Here is a 12,292-nt window from a genome sequence, read left to right as displayed (position 1 = left end):
GCAAGAACATCTCGAAGAGAGGACGTGGAACATCATGCGTATCGCGTTTCTGGTCGCGCACGAGGGTGTCGAGCAGGTCGAGCTGACCGATCCGTGGCAGGCGGTGAAGGACGCCGGTCACGAGCCCGTGCTGGTGTCGACGAAGCAGGGCGAGATCCAGGCCTTCAACCACCTGGACAAGGCGGACACCTTCCCCGTCGACGAGGTGGTGGGCGAGGCCTCGCCCGGCTCGTTCGGCGCGCTGGTGCTGCCGGGCGGCGTCGCCAACCCCGACTTCCTGCGCATGGACGGCAAGGCCGTGGCGTTCGTCCGGGACTTCTTCGAGCAGGGCCGTCCCGTCGCGGCGATCTGCCACGCGCCGTGGACGCTGATCGAGGCCGATGTCGTACGCGGCCGGGTGCTGACCTCGTGGCCGAGTCTGCGGACGGACATCCGCAACGCGGGCGGCACCTGGGTCGACGAGCAGGTGAAGGTCTGCGACCACGGTGCCGGCAAGCTGGTCACGAGCCGTAAGCCGGACGATCTGAAGGCGTTCTGCGAGACGTTCCTCGACGTCTTCGCGCAGGAGGCCGCCTGAGGGTTCCGCGAGGGGCTCAGGTGCCGGGGGTGGTGGGGGTCACCGACTGCCCGCTCCCCCGCTCCCGGGCCCCTTCGCGTGTGCGGCCGGCGGCCACCGTGCGGCGCGGGTTGCGGCGCAGGTACTCGCCCTCGAGCTGCGCCATGCGCTCGTTGTGGGCCCGCAGCGCGTCGTCCGAGCCGTACAGCAGCGTGTCGTGGCGCGTGCGGTGGATCGTCTCCAGCTCTTTCATGAGCTGCTGGTCGTCCAGCCGGTCAGGGTCCACTCCGGTCATGATCTCGCCCCGCTCGTCGTGTTCGTTCATGCGGTCCGGGTACCCGCCCCGGGAGCAACTGAGCACTACCCCCGAGCGGCATCCGGAGGGAAGCCATGGATCTCGCTTTTCTGCACCCACTGTACGAACACCCCGGCCCCTGGGCCTCCGTGTACGTGGACACCTCCCGGCATACGGAGGACACCCCGCACGAGCGCCGGCTGACGGCCCAGGCCATGGCGAGGGAGCTCGCCTCGCAGGGCGCGGACGAGGCGACCTGCCGGGCCGTGCAGAGCGCGATCGAGGATCTGCGGCACTCTTCCGAACCGCATGGACGGGCCCTTTTCGCCCGTGCCGGCGAGGTGGTCCTCGACCCGCCGCTGGTCCGCGCCCCGCAGGCCGACTGGGCCGAATGGGCGCCGCTGCCCCGGGTCACGCCGCTGCTGGAGCTGGCCGGCGAGGACCCGGTGTGCGTCGTGGCGTACGTGGACCGCAAGGGCGCGGACTTCGAGCTGCGCCACGCGCTGGGCCGGGAGGACGCGGGCAGTGTCACCGGCCGGCAGTGGCCCGTGCACCGGACCAGTTCGGTGGACTGGTCCGAACGGCATTTCCAGCTGCGGGTGGAGAACACCTGGGAGCACAACGCCGCGGAGATCGCCGACGCGCTGGCCGTGTGCCAGGAGGAGACGCGGGCCGACCTGCTGATCCTCGTCGGTGAGGACCGCGAGCGGAAGTCCGTGCGCGAGCGGCTGCCCAAGCGGCTGCACGACCTCGTCGTGGAGGCGCCGCACGGCAGCGGCAGCCGGCTGCTCGACGAGGACGTGGAGCGGGCCCGGGCCGAGCACGTGGCACGGCAGGCCGAGGCGGAGCTGGAGCGGTTCCGGGCCGCGCGCGCCCCGGACGACGAGGGCCGGGCGGCGGCCGTGGAGGGCGTTCCCGCGCTGGTCGAGGCGGCGCGCGAGCACCGCATCGGGGAGCTGCTGATCAGGGTCGACGGGCCCGACGCGCACCGCGAGGTGTGGATCGGGGAGGATCCGGACCAGCTGGCGGTGCGGCGCACGGACCTGAAGATCCTGGGCGAGCAGCACTCGTGGCCGGCCCGGGCGGACGACGCGCTGATCCGCTCCGCCGTGGCCACGGACGCGCCCGCGCTGTCCGTGTCCGAGCAGGAGGTGCCGGTGGGCGGCCTGGGGGCGCTGCTGCGCTGGAAGTAGGAGCGGGCGGGGCCCCCGGGCCCGGCGACGGTGACGACGGTCCCTAGCGGGCCCGCTCCACTCTGCGTTCGTCCCAGACCGGGTCCGGGGTCTCCCGGACCCGGCCGTCGCTGCCGAAGACCAGGAAGCGGTCGAAGGAGCGGGCGAACCAGCGGTCGTGGGTGACCGCGAGGACCGTCCCCTCGAACGCCTCCAGGCCCTCCTGGAGCGCCTCGGCCGACTCCAGGTCCAGGTTGTCCGTCGGCTCGTCCAGCAGCAGCGCGGTCACGCCCTGCAGTTCCAGCAGCAGGATCTGGAAGCGGGCCTGCTGGCCCCCGGAGAGACGGTCGAACGTCTGCTCGGCCTGCCGGGTCAGCTCGTAGCGGCGCAGGCGGGACATCGCGGCGCCGCGGTCCTGTGCGTGCTCCTTCCACAGGATGTCCAGGAGTGTGCGGCCCTCCAGCTCGGGGTGGGCGTGGGTCTGGGCGAAGTGGCCGGGTACGACCCGGGCGCCCAGCTTCCACGTCCCCGTGTGCGCCACGTCGTCGCCGGCGAGCAGGCGCAGGAAGTGGGACTTGCCGGAGCCGTTGGAGCCCAGGACCGCGACGCGTTCGCCGTAGAAGACCTCCAGGTCGAAGGGCTTCATCAGCCCTGTCAGCTCCAGCCGCTCGCAGGTGACGGCCCGGACGCCGGTGCGACCGCCCTTGAGCCGCATCCTGATGTCCTGCTCGCGCGGCGGCTCCGGGGGCGGGCCGGCCTCCTCGAACTTGCGGAGCCTGGTCTGGGCGGCCTGGTAGCGGGACGCCATGTCGGGGCTGACGCTGGCGGCCTGACGCAGGTTCAGCACCAGCTTCTTCAGCTGGGCGTGCTTCTCGTCCCAGCGGCGGCGCAACTCCTCGAACCGGGCGAAGCGTTCACGGCGTGCCTCGTGGTAGGTGGCGAAGCCGCCGCCGTGGACCCAGGCGTCGGCACCGGCCGGGCCGGGTTCCAGGGAGACGATCCGCTGGGCGGCGCGGGCGAGGAGCTCGCGGTCGTGGGAGACGAACAGCACGGTCTTGCGGGTCTCGGCGAGGCGCTCCTCCAGCCAGCGCTTGCCGGGCACGTCGAGGTAGTTGTCGGGCTCGTCGAGGAGCAGGACCTCGTCGGTGCCGCGCAGCAGGGCCTCCAGGACCAGGCGTTTCTGCTCGCCGCCGGAGAGGGTGCGCACCTGCCGCCACTGCGCCTTGTCGTACGGCACGCCGAGCGCCGCCGTGGTGCACATGTCCCACAGCGTCTCGGCCTCGTAGCCGCGGGCCTCCGCCCAGTCGGAGAGGGCCTGCGCGTACCGGAGCTGGGCCGCCTCGTCGTCGACGGTCATGAGGGCGTGCTCGGCGGCGTCGACGGCGCGGGCCGCCTCGCGGATGCGGGGAGCGGCGACGGAGACGAGCAGGTCGCGCACGGTCGTGTCGTCGCGGACGGAGCCGACGAACTGCCGCATCACGCCGAGGCCGCCGCCGACGGTGACGGACCCGCCGTGCGGTTTGAGCTCCCCGGCGAGCATCCGCAGCAGGGTCGTCTTCCCGGCCCCGTTGGGCCCCACGAGGGCCACGACGGCCCCCTCCCCCACCCGGAACGACACATCACCCAGCAGCGCCCTCCCGTCGGGCAGGTAGTACTCCAGGTGCGCGGCTTCGAGGTGACCCATGGGCGCGATTGTCCGTGTCCGCGTGGGGAGCGGGCAAACCCATTTCGGCGGTCCCCGGCCCGGCCGCGGCGGCGGGAGCCGTCAGACGCGCTCCAGCGGCCGGTGCGCTCCGGCCGGGAGTTCCACCTCGATCGCGTCGCCGGGCCGGACGACACCGCCCTCGCGCACCACGCTCATGATCCCGGCCTTGCGCACCACGTTCCCCCGCTCGTCGCGGCCGGCCACCTGCTTCAGCAGCCCGTCCTGGAACAGGTCGATCTGCAGGCAGGGGTTGCGCAGCCCGGTGACCTCCAGGACCGCGCCGTCGCCGAGCCGCAGCAGCGCGCCGGTCGGCAGGCCGAGCAGGTCGATCCCCCGCGTGGTGATGTTCTCGCCGAGGTCGCCGGGTCCGACCTCGAACCCGGCCTCGCCGACCTCGGCGAACAGCTCCTCGTGGATCAGGTGCACCTGCCGCAGGTTCGGCCGGGTGGGGTCCTGTGCGACGCGCGAGCGGTGCTTGACCGTCACCCCGGCGTGCACGTCCCCCTCCACCCCGAGCCCCGCCAGCAGCGTGATGCTGTCGCGGTTCGGCTTGGTGAACGCGTACTCCCCGTTGCTGCTGACCGCCGTCACACGCCCGCTCATGCCCGATTCCCCCTGTCCGGTACGGATGATCACCCCGAGCCTGCCCCGGCACGACCGGTGTGTCCACCCCCCGCCAGGTACCCGCAGGGCATGAAGACGCCCGACCTGGACCTCGCGACCACGAAACCCGGGCACCCTCCCCTGCGCGACCGCGCCCTGGCCCTGGACCACCGCCTCTTCGAGACCCTGGCGTCCCGGTGGCCGGGCGCCGGCACCGCGCCGTCCCGTCCCGGCCGGAGTGCGGGCGCCGTGCTCTGGTGCGCGGCGGCGGCCGCCCTGGCGGCCAGCCGCACCCCCCGCGCCCGTCGCGCCGCGACCCGCGGACTGGCCTCCCTGGGTGTCGCCGCCGCCGCTCTGGGCGCCGTGGGCAAGCGCCCGGTCCGCCACCCCCGCCCGGCGACGGGCCGCCTCCCGCTGCCCGGGTGGCTGAGGGGGCGGCCGGTCACCACGTCGTTCCCGTCCGGGCACGCCGTGTCCGCCGCCGCCTTCGCGACCGGTGTGGCCCTGGAGTCACCGGCCTGGGGCGCGGTCGTCGCACCGGTGGCCGCGTCGGTCGCCGTCTCCCGGGTCGGCGCGGGGGCGCACTTCCCGAGCGACGTGCTGGCGGGCGCGGCCCTGGGCGCGGGCGCCGCGTTGGCCGTACGGGGGCTGGTGCCGACGCGGGGCCAGGTCACCCCGCCCGCCCGGCCCCTGGCCGAGGTCCCGGCGCTGCCGGAGGGCGAGGGGCTCGTGCTCGTGGCGAACACCTCCTCGGGAAGCGCCGAGCGCGCCCGGGCCCTGCGCGACGCCCTTCCGCGCGCCGAGGTCGTGCTGTGCGCACCGGCGGACGTGACCGCGGAGCTGGAGAAGGCGGCCGGCCGCGCCCGGGTGCTCGGGGTGTGCGGGGGCGACGGCACCGTGAACACCGCCGCCCGGGTCGCCCTGCGCTGCGGGCTGCCCCTGGCGGTCCTGCCCGGCGGCACCCTCAACCACTTCGCCTACGACCTGGGGGTGGAGGACGTCCGCGACCTCGCCCGCGCGCTGCGCCAGGGCGACGCCGTGCGCGTGGACGTGGGGCGGTACTCCTGCGGCGGCCGGCACGGCGTGTTCCTGAACACCTGCAGCCTCGGCGTGTACCCGGAGCTGGTGCGCGAGCGGGAGCGCTGGTCGCACCGGATCGGCGGCTGGCCGGCCGGGGTGCTCGCGGCCGTGCGCGTGCTGCGGGCCGACCGGCATCCGCTGGAGGCGGAGTTCCGGGGGCGGACGCATCCCCTGTGGCTGCTGTTCGCGGGGAACGGCACCTATCACCGGATGGGGCTGGCGCCCGGCCGGCGGCTGGACCTCGCGGACGGCAGGCTCGACGTGCGGGTGGTGCACGGCGGCCGCCGTCCCGCCGCGCGGCTGCTCGCCGCCGCCCTGGCCGGGCCCCTGACCCGCTCCCCCGTGCACGCGGCGGTACAGGTGGGGCGGCTGCGGCTGGACCGCGTGGCCCCGGGCACGCTCCTCGCCTACGACGGCGAGGTGACGGAGGTGGAGGGCCGCGTGACGCTGGAGAAGCTGCCCGAGGCACTGACCGTGTACCGGCCGGTCCCCGATTACTGACACTCCGTCAGTCCATATGGCAGGACGCGGGTCTCATGATGCGGGCGGACTGCGTACGGTGATCCCCTGCCGACCGGAACACGGAAGGGGTGGCGTCCGCCATGCCGGAACCACGGGAGACCGCCGTCTACACGCACGGGCACCACGAGTCCGTGCTGCGCTCGCACACCTGGCGGACCGCCGCCAACTCGGCCGCGTACCTGCTGCCTTCGCTCGAACCGGACATGAGGATCCTGGACGTCGGGTGCGGCCCGGGCACGATCACCGCCGACCTGGCGGAGCGGGTGCCCGACGGGCACGTCACCGGGGTCGACCGGGCGCCGGAGATCCTGGACCGGGCGCGGGCCACGGCCGCCGGGCGGGGGCTCGCCCACGTGGACTTCGCGGTCGCCGACGTGCACGCCCTGGACTACCCGGACGACACGTTCTGCGTGGTCCACGCCCACCAGGTGCTCCAGCACGTCGGGGACCCGGTGCAGGCGCTGCGGGAGATGCGGAGGGTCACCAGGCCCGGCGGTCTCGTCGCCGTGCGCGACGCCGACTACGCGGCGATGACCTGGTACCCGGCCTCCGAAGGGCTGGACGCCTGGCTGGACCTGTACCGCAGGGTCGCCCGCGCCAACGGCGGGGAGCCGGACGCCGGGCGCCGGCTGAGGGCCTGGGCGCTGCGGACCGGGTTCACCGACGTCACGGCGACCAGCGGCACCTGGACCTTCGCCGCCCCCGGGGAGCGGGAGTGGTGGAGCGGGCTGTGGGCCGACCGGACGGTGGCGTCGTCGTACGCGGACCGGGCGGTGCGGGGCGGGCACGCGAGCGCGGAGGAACTGCGCGGCGTGGCCGAGGCCTGGAGGCAGTGGGGCGCGCGGGAGGACGGCTGGTTCGGGGTGCTGCACGGCGAGGTCCTGTGCCGGAAGGACCCGGACCCGAGGTGAGCCGAGTGGAGCGCGCCGGGCCCTCCCCGGGACCGGACCAGTACCGGATCAGTCCCGGGGAAGCAGCGGCCCGAGCGGGCCGAGGTCCAGGTTGAGGTCCTCGGGGCGCAGGCCGTAGCGGTCGCGCAGTTCGGCCATGCGCTCTTCGAGCAGCATCAGGGTGAGCCCGATCCGCTCCTCCTGCTCCTCGCTCAGGTCGCCCACGTCGAAGCGGCGCAGCGCCTGGCGTTCCATGAGCTGGCGCAGCAGCTCCACCACCGTCAGCACGAGCTTGATCAGGTCGCGTTCGACGGTGTCGGGCTCCAGCTCCAGCCGGTTGCGTCCCGGGCGGGACTCCCGCGGGAGGTTCTCGGGCTCGGGGGACGCGGGGGACGTCACAGCAACTCCTCGAACGGTGAGGGCACCTGGGCGTTCACCGAGCTGATCAGCGCGTTGAGATCGATACGGACGAGGTCGACGTCGGCGATCCGCAGCGTGATGTCCCCCGTGATGACCACGCCGCCGGCGAGCAGCCGGTCCAGCAGGTCCACGAGGGCGACCTCACGGCGTTCCACTACGGTCACGACTTCTCCCCGCCCTTCATGTGGTGTCTCCCGCGAACGAGTAGGCCGCCCACGGGCCGGTGAGTTCGACCCGCAGTCCGGGCACCTCGCCCTTGGTGCGGTCGACCAGCTCCACGAACTCCTCGGAGTGCGCGCGGGGCACGAGATACGCGGCGTTCAGCACGTTCCGGCCCGACGCCTGGGACAGCGCCGGGTTCTGCGGCGCGTGCAGCCGGGAGTCCTCCGCGAACGCGGAGAGCTCCTCGTGCAGGCGGGTCGAGAAACTCTCGGCCTTCTGCCACATCTCCTCGTGCGACCTGGTCTGCATACGCCGCTGCCGCAGGTAGTCCCGGCCCGACGCCGCCTTCGGCGCGGGCCGGGCGCTCTCCTGCGGCTCGGACTCGGCGTACACCTTGACGCCCCACTCGACGCGGCCCTCCAGCCGGTCGAGCGTGCGCCGGAACTCCTCCTCGCGGGCCTCCATCATCGTCCGTACGCCGCTGTCGTCGTGGAAGACGGTGCCGAGCCGCAACGGCAGCGGGGTCGTGACGGTGGTGAGCGCGTCGATGACGCCCTGGTGGGCCCGCGCGGTCGCGGTGAGCCAGTCCAGGTCCTCCAGATGGGCGCGCAGCGGTTCCTCCGCGAAGTCCCGCTCCGGCACGTGGCTGACGACGGCCACCAGGCCGCGGTGGTTCAGCGCCCTGGGCGGATCGCCGGCCACCCCCGTGAGCTGGGACTGGAGCGGGGTTCCGAAGGGGCGGCAGACGGCGTAGACGTACCGCAGTCCGGTCACGGTGCCTCCTTCTTCTCCGCGCGGCCGGGCTCCAGTTCCTCCAGCCGCGCCAGCCTCTCGCGCAACTCCGCGTTCTCGCGGGTCAGTTCGTCACGACGGGCCCGCGAGGACAGTGACGGGTCGCTCTCCCACCAGTCGATGCCCATCTCCTTCGCCTTGTCGACGGAGGCCACGATCAGCCGCAGCTTGATGGTGAGCAGTTCGATGTCGAGCAGGTTGATGCGGATGTCGCCCGCGATCACGATGCCCTTGTCGAGCACCCGTTCCAGGATGTCGGCGAGATTGGCGCCGCCCCCCTGGCCGTAGGGTTCGGGCATCCTGCTGGGCATCGTCATCGCCGGCTCCCGCTCTCGGCGGGCTCGTCCTCGTACTCGACGTCCTCGTCCTCGTCCTCGTACTCGCCCTCAGGCTCGCCCTCGGGCTCCTCCTCTTCCTCCTCGCCCTCCTCGTCCTCCTCGTCGTAGTCGGCCTCTGCCTCGTCCTCGTCCTCGTACTCGCCCTCGGGCTCCTCCTCGGTGCCCTCCTCGGACTCCTCGTCGTACTCGCCCTCCGGCTCCTCGCCCTCGGGGCGCTCCTCCTCGCCCTCGGACTCCTCCTCGGCGACGGCGTCGTCGTGGCTGCGGACGACCTCGCCGTCGCGGATCTCACCGCGCCAGCCGTCCTCCGCCTCACCCTTGATCGTGATGAAGCGCACGAAGTTCTTCAGGTCGAGCCGGGCGCGGCGGCCCTGGGCGCGCCAGATGTTGCCGGTCTTCTCGAACAGGCCGGAGGGGTAGTACTCGATGACCAGCAGGACGCGGGTCAGGTTCTCGCCGAGCGAGTGGAAGGAGACGACGCCCTTCGTGGTGCCCTTGGCGCCCTCCGACGTCCAGGCGATGCGGTCGTCGGGGACCTGCTCGGTGGTCTTCGCCTTCCAGCTGCGGTTGGACCACCAGATCTTCGCCTGCCAGTCGGAGGTGGTGTCGTCGGCGCGGCTCGCGCTCTTGACGCCCTTGGCGAAGGTGCTGAAGTCCTGGTACTGCGTCCACTGGTCGTAGGCGGTGCGCACCGGCACGCCGACGTCGATGTGCTCGATGATGACGGTGGGCTTGCTGCCGGAGCCGCTCTTGCCCTTCTTTCCCTTGCCGCCGCCGACCAGGTTCTTGAAGCCGTCGGTGACCTTGTCCTTCAGGTGCGAACCGCCGGTCTCCAGGGCGCTGCGCAGCGGCCCCTTGCCCTCGGCGAGCTTGCGTCCGCCGTCGAGGGCCAGCTTGCCGAATCCGGGGCTGTTGCCCTCGGCGATGTCGTTGAGCTTGCCGGTGGTCTGCCCGAGCTTGCGGCCGAAGCCGGTCAGCAGGCGGGTGGCCTGGGCGGTCATGTAATCCTGCAGTTCGGCCTTGAGCCGGTCCGCGGCCTCACTGTGGGCCACTTCGCTGAGCGGGTTCTTCGACGTTTCGCGCGCGTCGGAGGCCGCCGATCCCACGGTGTCGGTCATCCCTCACCGCCTCCCTTCGGCGTACGGGAGCGGGCACTGCCGCCCCTGCTTCCGGCGGTCGCCTTCTTCGCGGCCGTGGTCTTCTTCGCCGTCGTCCGGCGTGCCGCCGTCTTCTTGGCGGGAGCCTTCTTGGCGGCCTTCTTCGCGGGGGCCTTCTTCGCCGGCGCCTTCTTGGCCGGCTCCTTGCGTGCCTCCGGTTCCGGTTCGCCGTCCTCGTCGCGGCCGGAGTCCTCGGGTTCCTCGTCCTCGCGCTCGTCCTCGTCGCGCTGGGCCTCGGGCTCCTCGTCCTCGTCGCGCTCGGCCTCGGGCTCCTCGTCCTCGTACTCGTCCTCGTCGGCGTCCTCGTCACGGCGGCCGGGCACCGCGCCCGTCAGCTGGTCGCGCACCTGGGCGGTACGGCCGTGCAGCCGGTCGGCGAGCGCGTCGATCTGGCGCTCGACCATGGCCCCGGACGCGGCCTTGCCGACGCCGCGCAGGTCCTCGCGCAGCTGGTCGCCGATCTCCTTGAACTGCGGGTTGTTCCGCAGTTGCTGCTGCAGCAGGTCCGCGACCATGCGCGGACTGAGGTTCAGCTTCTTTCCGGCGACCAGGCCGCCGACGGCCACCGCCATCTTCAGCTTCTTGGTGCGTCCCAGGAGATATCCGGCCCCCACCGCGAGGCCCAGTCCCACTCGGTTCATGGTGTTGTCCCGTTGCCTGTTCCCGCGCTCCTGCGCGAAGCGGTCTCCAGCCGGTCGAGGAGGTCGTCCTCAAGCCGGTCGAACTCTTCCTCGGTGATCTCTCCGGCCTCCAACTGCTCCTCGAGGCGAGCCAGTTCGGCCCGGACCGTGGCGGGGTCGTAGTAGATCCGCTCGGCTTCCTGGAGTACCTGTCTGACGGCCCAGGCGCTGCCGCGCACCGGTGCGAACGGCAGCAGCAGCACCTCGGAGATCAAGCCCACGTCGTCACCCCGCTCCGGTGTCCGTGCCACCCGCCGCGGTGCTCGCGTGCTCCGCCGGGCCGGGCTCGACGAAGCTGTACGGCGGCAGCGGGCCGTTGACCCGCACCTCCAGGTGCGGCATGTCCTTGCGGAGCTGCTCGACGGTGGCCAGGAAGGCGTCGGCCTCGTCTCGGTTCACCAGGTACGACACGTTGGCCAGCCAGCCGGTGGACTCGGGGCCGACGCTCACGTCGTCGGCGGCCCCCTCCAGGGCGCGCTGGACGGCGGCCCCGTCCTCGGCCTCCCTGGCCTTGACCGCCGCGGCGACCATCTCGCCGAGCCGGATCTTGTCGTCGTAACTGCCTCCGCCCGCCTGCCGGTTGGCCTCCGCGAGGCCGCGGATGTCGGGGCTCTCCGCCATCACCTGGTGCAGGACGGCCTCTTCGACGTGGTTGGCCTTGACGTTGTACTCGACCCGGTTGTCCAGCGCCCCCAGCCGCTCCTTGTAGTGCTCGGCACGCTCGGCGAGCACCCCGGTGACGGAGTTGTCGTCCGGGGCGACGCTGCCGAACCGCATGGGCAGCACGCAGCCGGCCGCACCCGCCTCGCTGAGCACGTTCTGGTGGGCGAGCAGGTCCTTCCGCTTGGGCCGCAGCCCCTCGGGCGCCTCGCTCACGACGGCCGCCAGGTCGCCCGCCCGCAGGATGCGCACCGGGCGCGGCGGGTCGCCCACGCCGCCCATGCCCTCCGGGAGGCCCGGGTGCGAGCTCGCCGCGATGCCGTAGACGTAGGTGCTCACTCCTGCTCCTCCTTCCGGCGGGCCGACGACGTCTTGCGGGCTCGCGGACGCGACTCGGTCTCACTCTCGCTGCGCGCCTGCTTGAAGGCGTCGGATATGGTCTCGGCGGCGCCCGACAGCGCCCCCTTGGACTTGCCCCGGGCGCCGGACTCGGTCATCTCCCCGACCAGGTCGGGCAGGCCCGGGTCCTTGCGCGGCCCGGCCTCCAGGTCGAGCCGGTTGCACGCCTCGGCGAAGCGCAGATAGGTGTCGACGCTGGCGACGACGACGCGCACGTCGATCTTGAGAATCTCGATGCCCACCAGGGACACACGGACGAACGCGTCGATCACGAGCCCCCTGTCCAAGACGAGTTCGAGCACGTCATAGAGACCGCTGCTGCCGCCTCCGCCGCCGGACTGCTGTGCCGGTACGACACTCATGCCGGATGTTCCTCCTTGTGCGTACGTACGGGTTGTGGAAGTACGGGACCGGTCGGGCGGCCTAGCGGCCGCCGGACCTGCGCGCGTCGGAACGACCGCGTTCATAGCGGCGGACGCGCCGGTAACCCGTGAGCTGCCCCTCGCTGTCGAGCTCCACCTGGTAGCTCGCCATCAGACTCATCGTGTCGGGCACGCGCTCGAGTTCGAGCACCTCGACCTCCAGCGCCCAGCCGTCCTCCGTCTGCTCGAAGGACGACACGGACTCGGCCTCCATGCCGGTGAGTTCCGCGAGCTGGCCGCGCGCCTGGCGCAGCACCTCCATCGGGTTCGGCCGCTTGGGGGCCGACTCGTTGTCCTTTGCCTTGCTTGTGCCGCTCGAATTCCGTGAGTCCTGAGAATCCTGTGAACTCTGTGACTCTTGCGTGTTTTTCGTGTTCGACATGGCCACCTCCCCCTCCGTGTGGCCGCAAGCGTGTACGCCAAACCTCTGGGGACGCAT

At 72.6% G+C, this 12,292-nt stretch carries 17 protein-coding genes; 4 read left to right on the top strand and 13 right to left on the bottom strand.

Annotated elements, in window-relative coordinates:
- The first annotated feature begins 34 nt into the window (after positions 1-34).
- The gene (locus tag ABZY20_RS11820; RefSeq protein ID WP_356440182.1) at positions 35-577 is read left to right on the top strand and encodes a type 1 glutamine amidotransferase domain-containing protein; all 543 of its coding nucleotides are present in this window, start codon (positions 35-37) and stop codon (positions 575-577) included.
- A 16-nt stretch (positions 578-593) separates the two neighbouring features.
- On the opposite strand, the gene ABZY20_RS11815 is transcribed toward ABZY20_RS11820, so the two are convergent.
- Positions 594-881, bottom strand: coding sequence for a DUF6158 family protein (locus ABZY20_RS11815; protein ID WP_356440179.1), 288 nt, complete (start codon positions 879-881; stop codon positions 594-596).
- 65 nt (positions 882-946) lie between these two features.
- Between ABZY20_RS11815 and ABZY20_RS11810 the strand changes: the two genes are divergently transcribed.
- Positions 947-2,044 carry a Vms1/Ankzf1 family peptidyl-tRNA hydrolase gene (locus ABZY20_RS11810; protein WP_356440177.1) on the top strand — a complete coding sequence of 366 codons (1,098 nt, stop codon included), beginning with the start codon at positions 947-949 and terminating at the stop codon, positions 2,042-2,044.
- A 43-nt stretch (positions 2,045-2,087) separates the two neighbouring features.
- Here ABZY20_RS11810 and ABZY20_RS11805 read toward each other — a convergent pair whose 3' ends face one another.
- Together ABZY20_RS11805 and ABZY20_RS11800 are read right to left on the bottom strand one after the other, a co-directional pair.
- On the bottom strand, positions 2,088-3,707 hold the full coding sequence (locus tag ABZY20_RS11805; RefSeq protein ID WP_356440174.1) for an ATP-binding cassette domain-containing protein: 1,620 nt from the start codon (positions 3,705-3,707) through the stop codon (positions 2,088-2,090).
- 81 nt (positions 3,708-3,788) lie between these two features.
- Positions 3,789-4,331: an MOSC domain-containing protein gene (locus ABZY20_RS11800; RefSeq protein ID WP_356440172.1), complete on the bottom strand. Its 543-nt coding sequence runs from the start codon at positions 4,329-4,331 to the stop codon at positions 3,789-3,791.
- A gap of 90 nt (positions 4,332-4,421) precedes the next feature.
- Between ABZY20_RS11800 and ABZY20_RS11795 the strand changes: the two genes are divergently transcribed.
- The gene (locus ABZY20_RS11795) at positions 4,422-5,912 is read left to right on the top strand and encodes a diacylglycerol kinase family protein (protein ID WP_356440169.1); all 1,491 of its coding nucleotides are present in this window, start codon (positions 4,422-4,424) and stop codon (positions 5,910-5,912) included.
- A gap of 101 nt (positions 5,913-6,013) precedes the next feature.
- Positions 6,014-6,844 (top strand): class I SAM-dependent methyltransferase, encoded by an 831-nt coding sequence (locus ABZY20_RS11790; protein ID WP_356440166.1) that lies wholly within the window; start codon positions 6,014-6,016, stop codon positions 6,842-6,844.
- A gap of 48 nt (positions 6,845-6,892) precedes the next feature.
- Here the strand turns inward: ABZY20_RS11790 and ABZY20_RS11785 are convergent, their stop codons facing one another.
- The 10 genes from ABZY20_RS11785 to ABZY20_RS11740 all read right to left on the bottom strand — a co-directional run bounded on the left by ABZY20_RS11785 (position 6,893) and on the right by ABZY20_RS11740 (position 12,235).
- The gene (locus ABZY20_RS11785) at positions 6,893-7,156 is read right to left on the bottom strand and encodes a gas vesicle protein K (protein ID WP_356440730.1); all 264 of its coding nucleotides are present in this window, start codon (positions 7,154-7,156) and stop codon (positions 6,893-6,895) included.
- Between the two features lie 62 nt (positions 7,157-7,218).
- Complete coding sequence (locus ABZY20_RS11780; protein WP_003994122.1) at positions 7,219-7,407, bottom strand: gas vesicle protein; 189 nt, start codon at positions 7,405-7,407, stop codon at positions 7,219-7,221.
- A 16-nt stretch (positions 7,408-7,423) separates the two neighbouring features.
- On the bottom strand, positions 7,424-8,179 hold the full coding sequence (locus ABZY20_RS11775; protein WP_356440163.1) for a GvpL/GvpF family gas vesicle protein: 756 nt from the start codon (positions 8,177-8,179) through the stop codon (positions 7,424-7,426).
- On the bottom strand, positions 8,176-8,514 hold the full coding sequence (locus ABZY20_RS11770; protein WP_356440160.1) for a gas vesicle protein: 339 nt from the start codon (positions 8,512-8,514) through the stop codon (positions 8,176-8,178). Before ABZY20_RS11770 ends, ABZY20_RS11775 begins: the two co-directional genes overlap by 4 nt.
- Positions 8,511-9,653: an SRPBCC family protein gene (locus ABZY20_RS11765; protein ID WP_356440157.1), complete on the bottom strand. Its 1,143-nt coding sequence runs from the start codon at positions 9,651-9,653 to the stop codon at positions 8,511-8,513. Before ABZY20_RS11765 ends, ABZY20_RS11770 begins: the two co-directional genes overlap by 4 nt.
- Positions 9,650-10,333: a DNA primase gene (locus ABZY20_RS11760; protein ID WP_356440154.1), complete on the bottom strand. Its 684-nt coding sequence runs from the start codon at positions 10,331-10,333 to the stop codon at positions 9,650-9,652. Before ABZY20_RS11760 ends, ABZY20_RS11765 begins: the two co-directional genes overlap by 4 nt.
- Positions 10,330-10,593 (bottom strand): gas vesicle protein GvpG, encoded by a 264-nt coding sequence (locus ABZY20_RS11755; RefSeq protein ID WP_356440151.1) that lies wholly within the window; start codon positions 10,591-10,593, stop codon positions 10,330-10,332. Before ABZY20_RS11755 ends, ABZY20_RS11760 begins: the two co-directional genes overlap by 4 nt.
- 4 nt (positions 10,594-10,597) lie before the next feature.
- Positions 10,598-11,371 carry a GvpL/GvpF family gas vesicle protein gene (locus ABZY20_RS11750; protein WP_356440148.1) on the bottom strand — a complete coding sequence of 258 codons (774 nt, stop codon included), beginning with the start codon at positions 11,369-11,371 and terminating at the stop codon, positions 10,598-10,600.
- Positions 11,368-11,793 carry a gas vesicle structural protein GvpA gene (locus ABZY20_RS11745; protein WP_356440145.1) on the bottom strand — a complete coding sequence of 142 codons (426 nt, stop codon included), beginning with the start codon at positions 11,791-11,793 and terminating at the stop codon, positions 11,368-11,370. The genes ABZY20_RS11750 and ABZY20_RS11745 overlap by 4 nt, the downstream gene beginning before the upstream one ends.
- A gap of 61 nt (positions 11,794-11,854) precedes the next feature.
- Positions 11,855-12,235, bottom strand: a complete 381-nt coding sequence (locus tag ABZY20_RS11740) for a gas vesicle protein (RefSeq protein WP_356440142.1) — start codon at positions 12,233-12,235, stop codon at positions 11,855-11,857.
- Between the last annotated feature and the right edge of the window lie 57 nt (positions 12,236-12,292).

Source organism: Streptomyces sp. NPDC006624, from assembly GCF_040611555.1.
Lineage (GTDB): Bacteria > Actinomycetota > Actinomycetes > Streptomycetales > Streptomycetaceae > Streptomyces.
The sequence above is the reverse complement of the archived record's forward strand: the minus strand, read 5'-3'. Positions and strand labels throughout refer to the sequence as shown.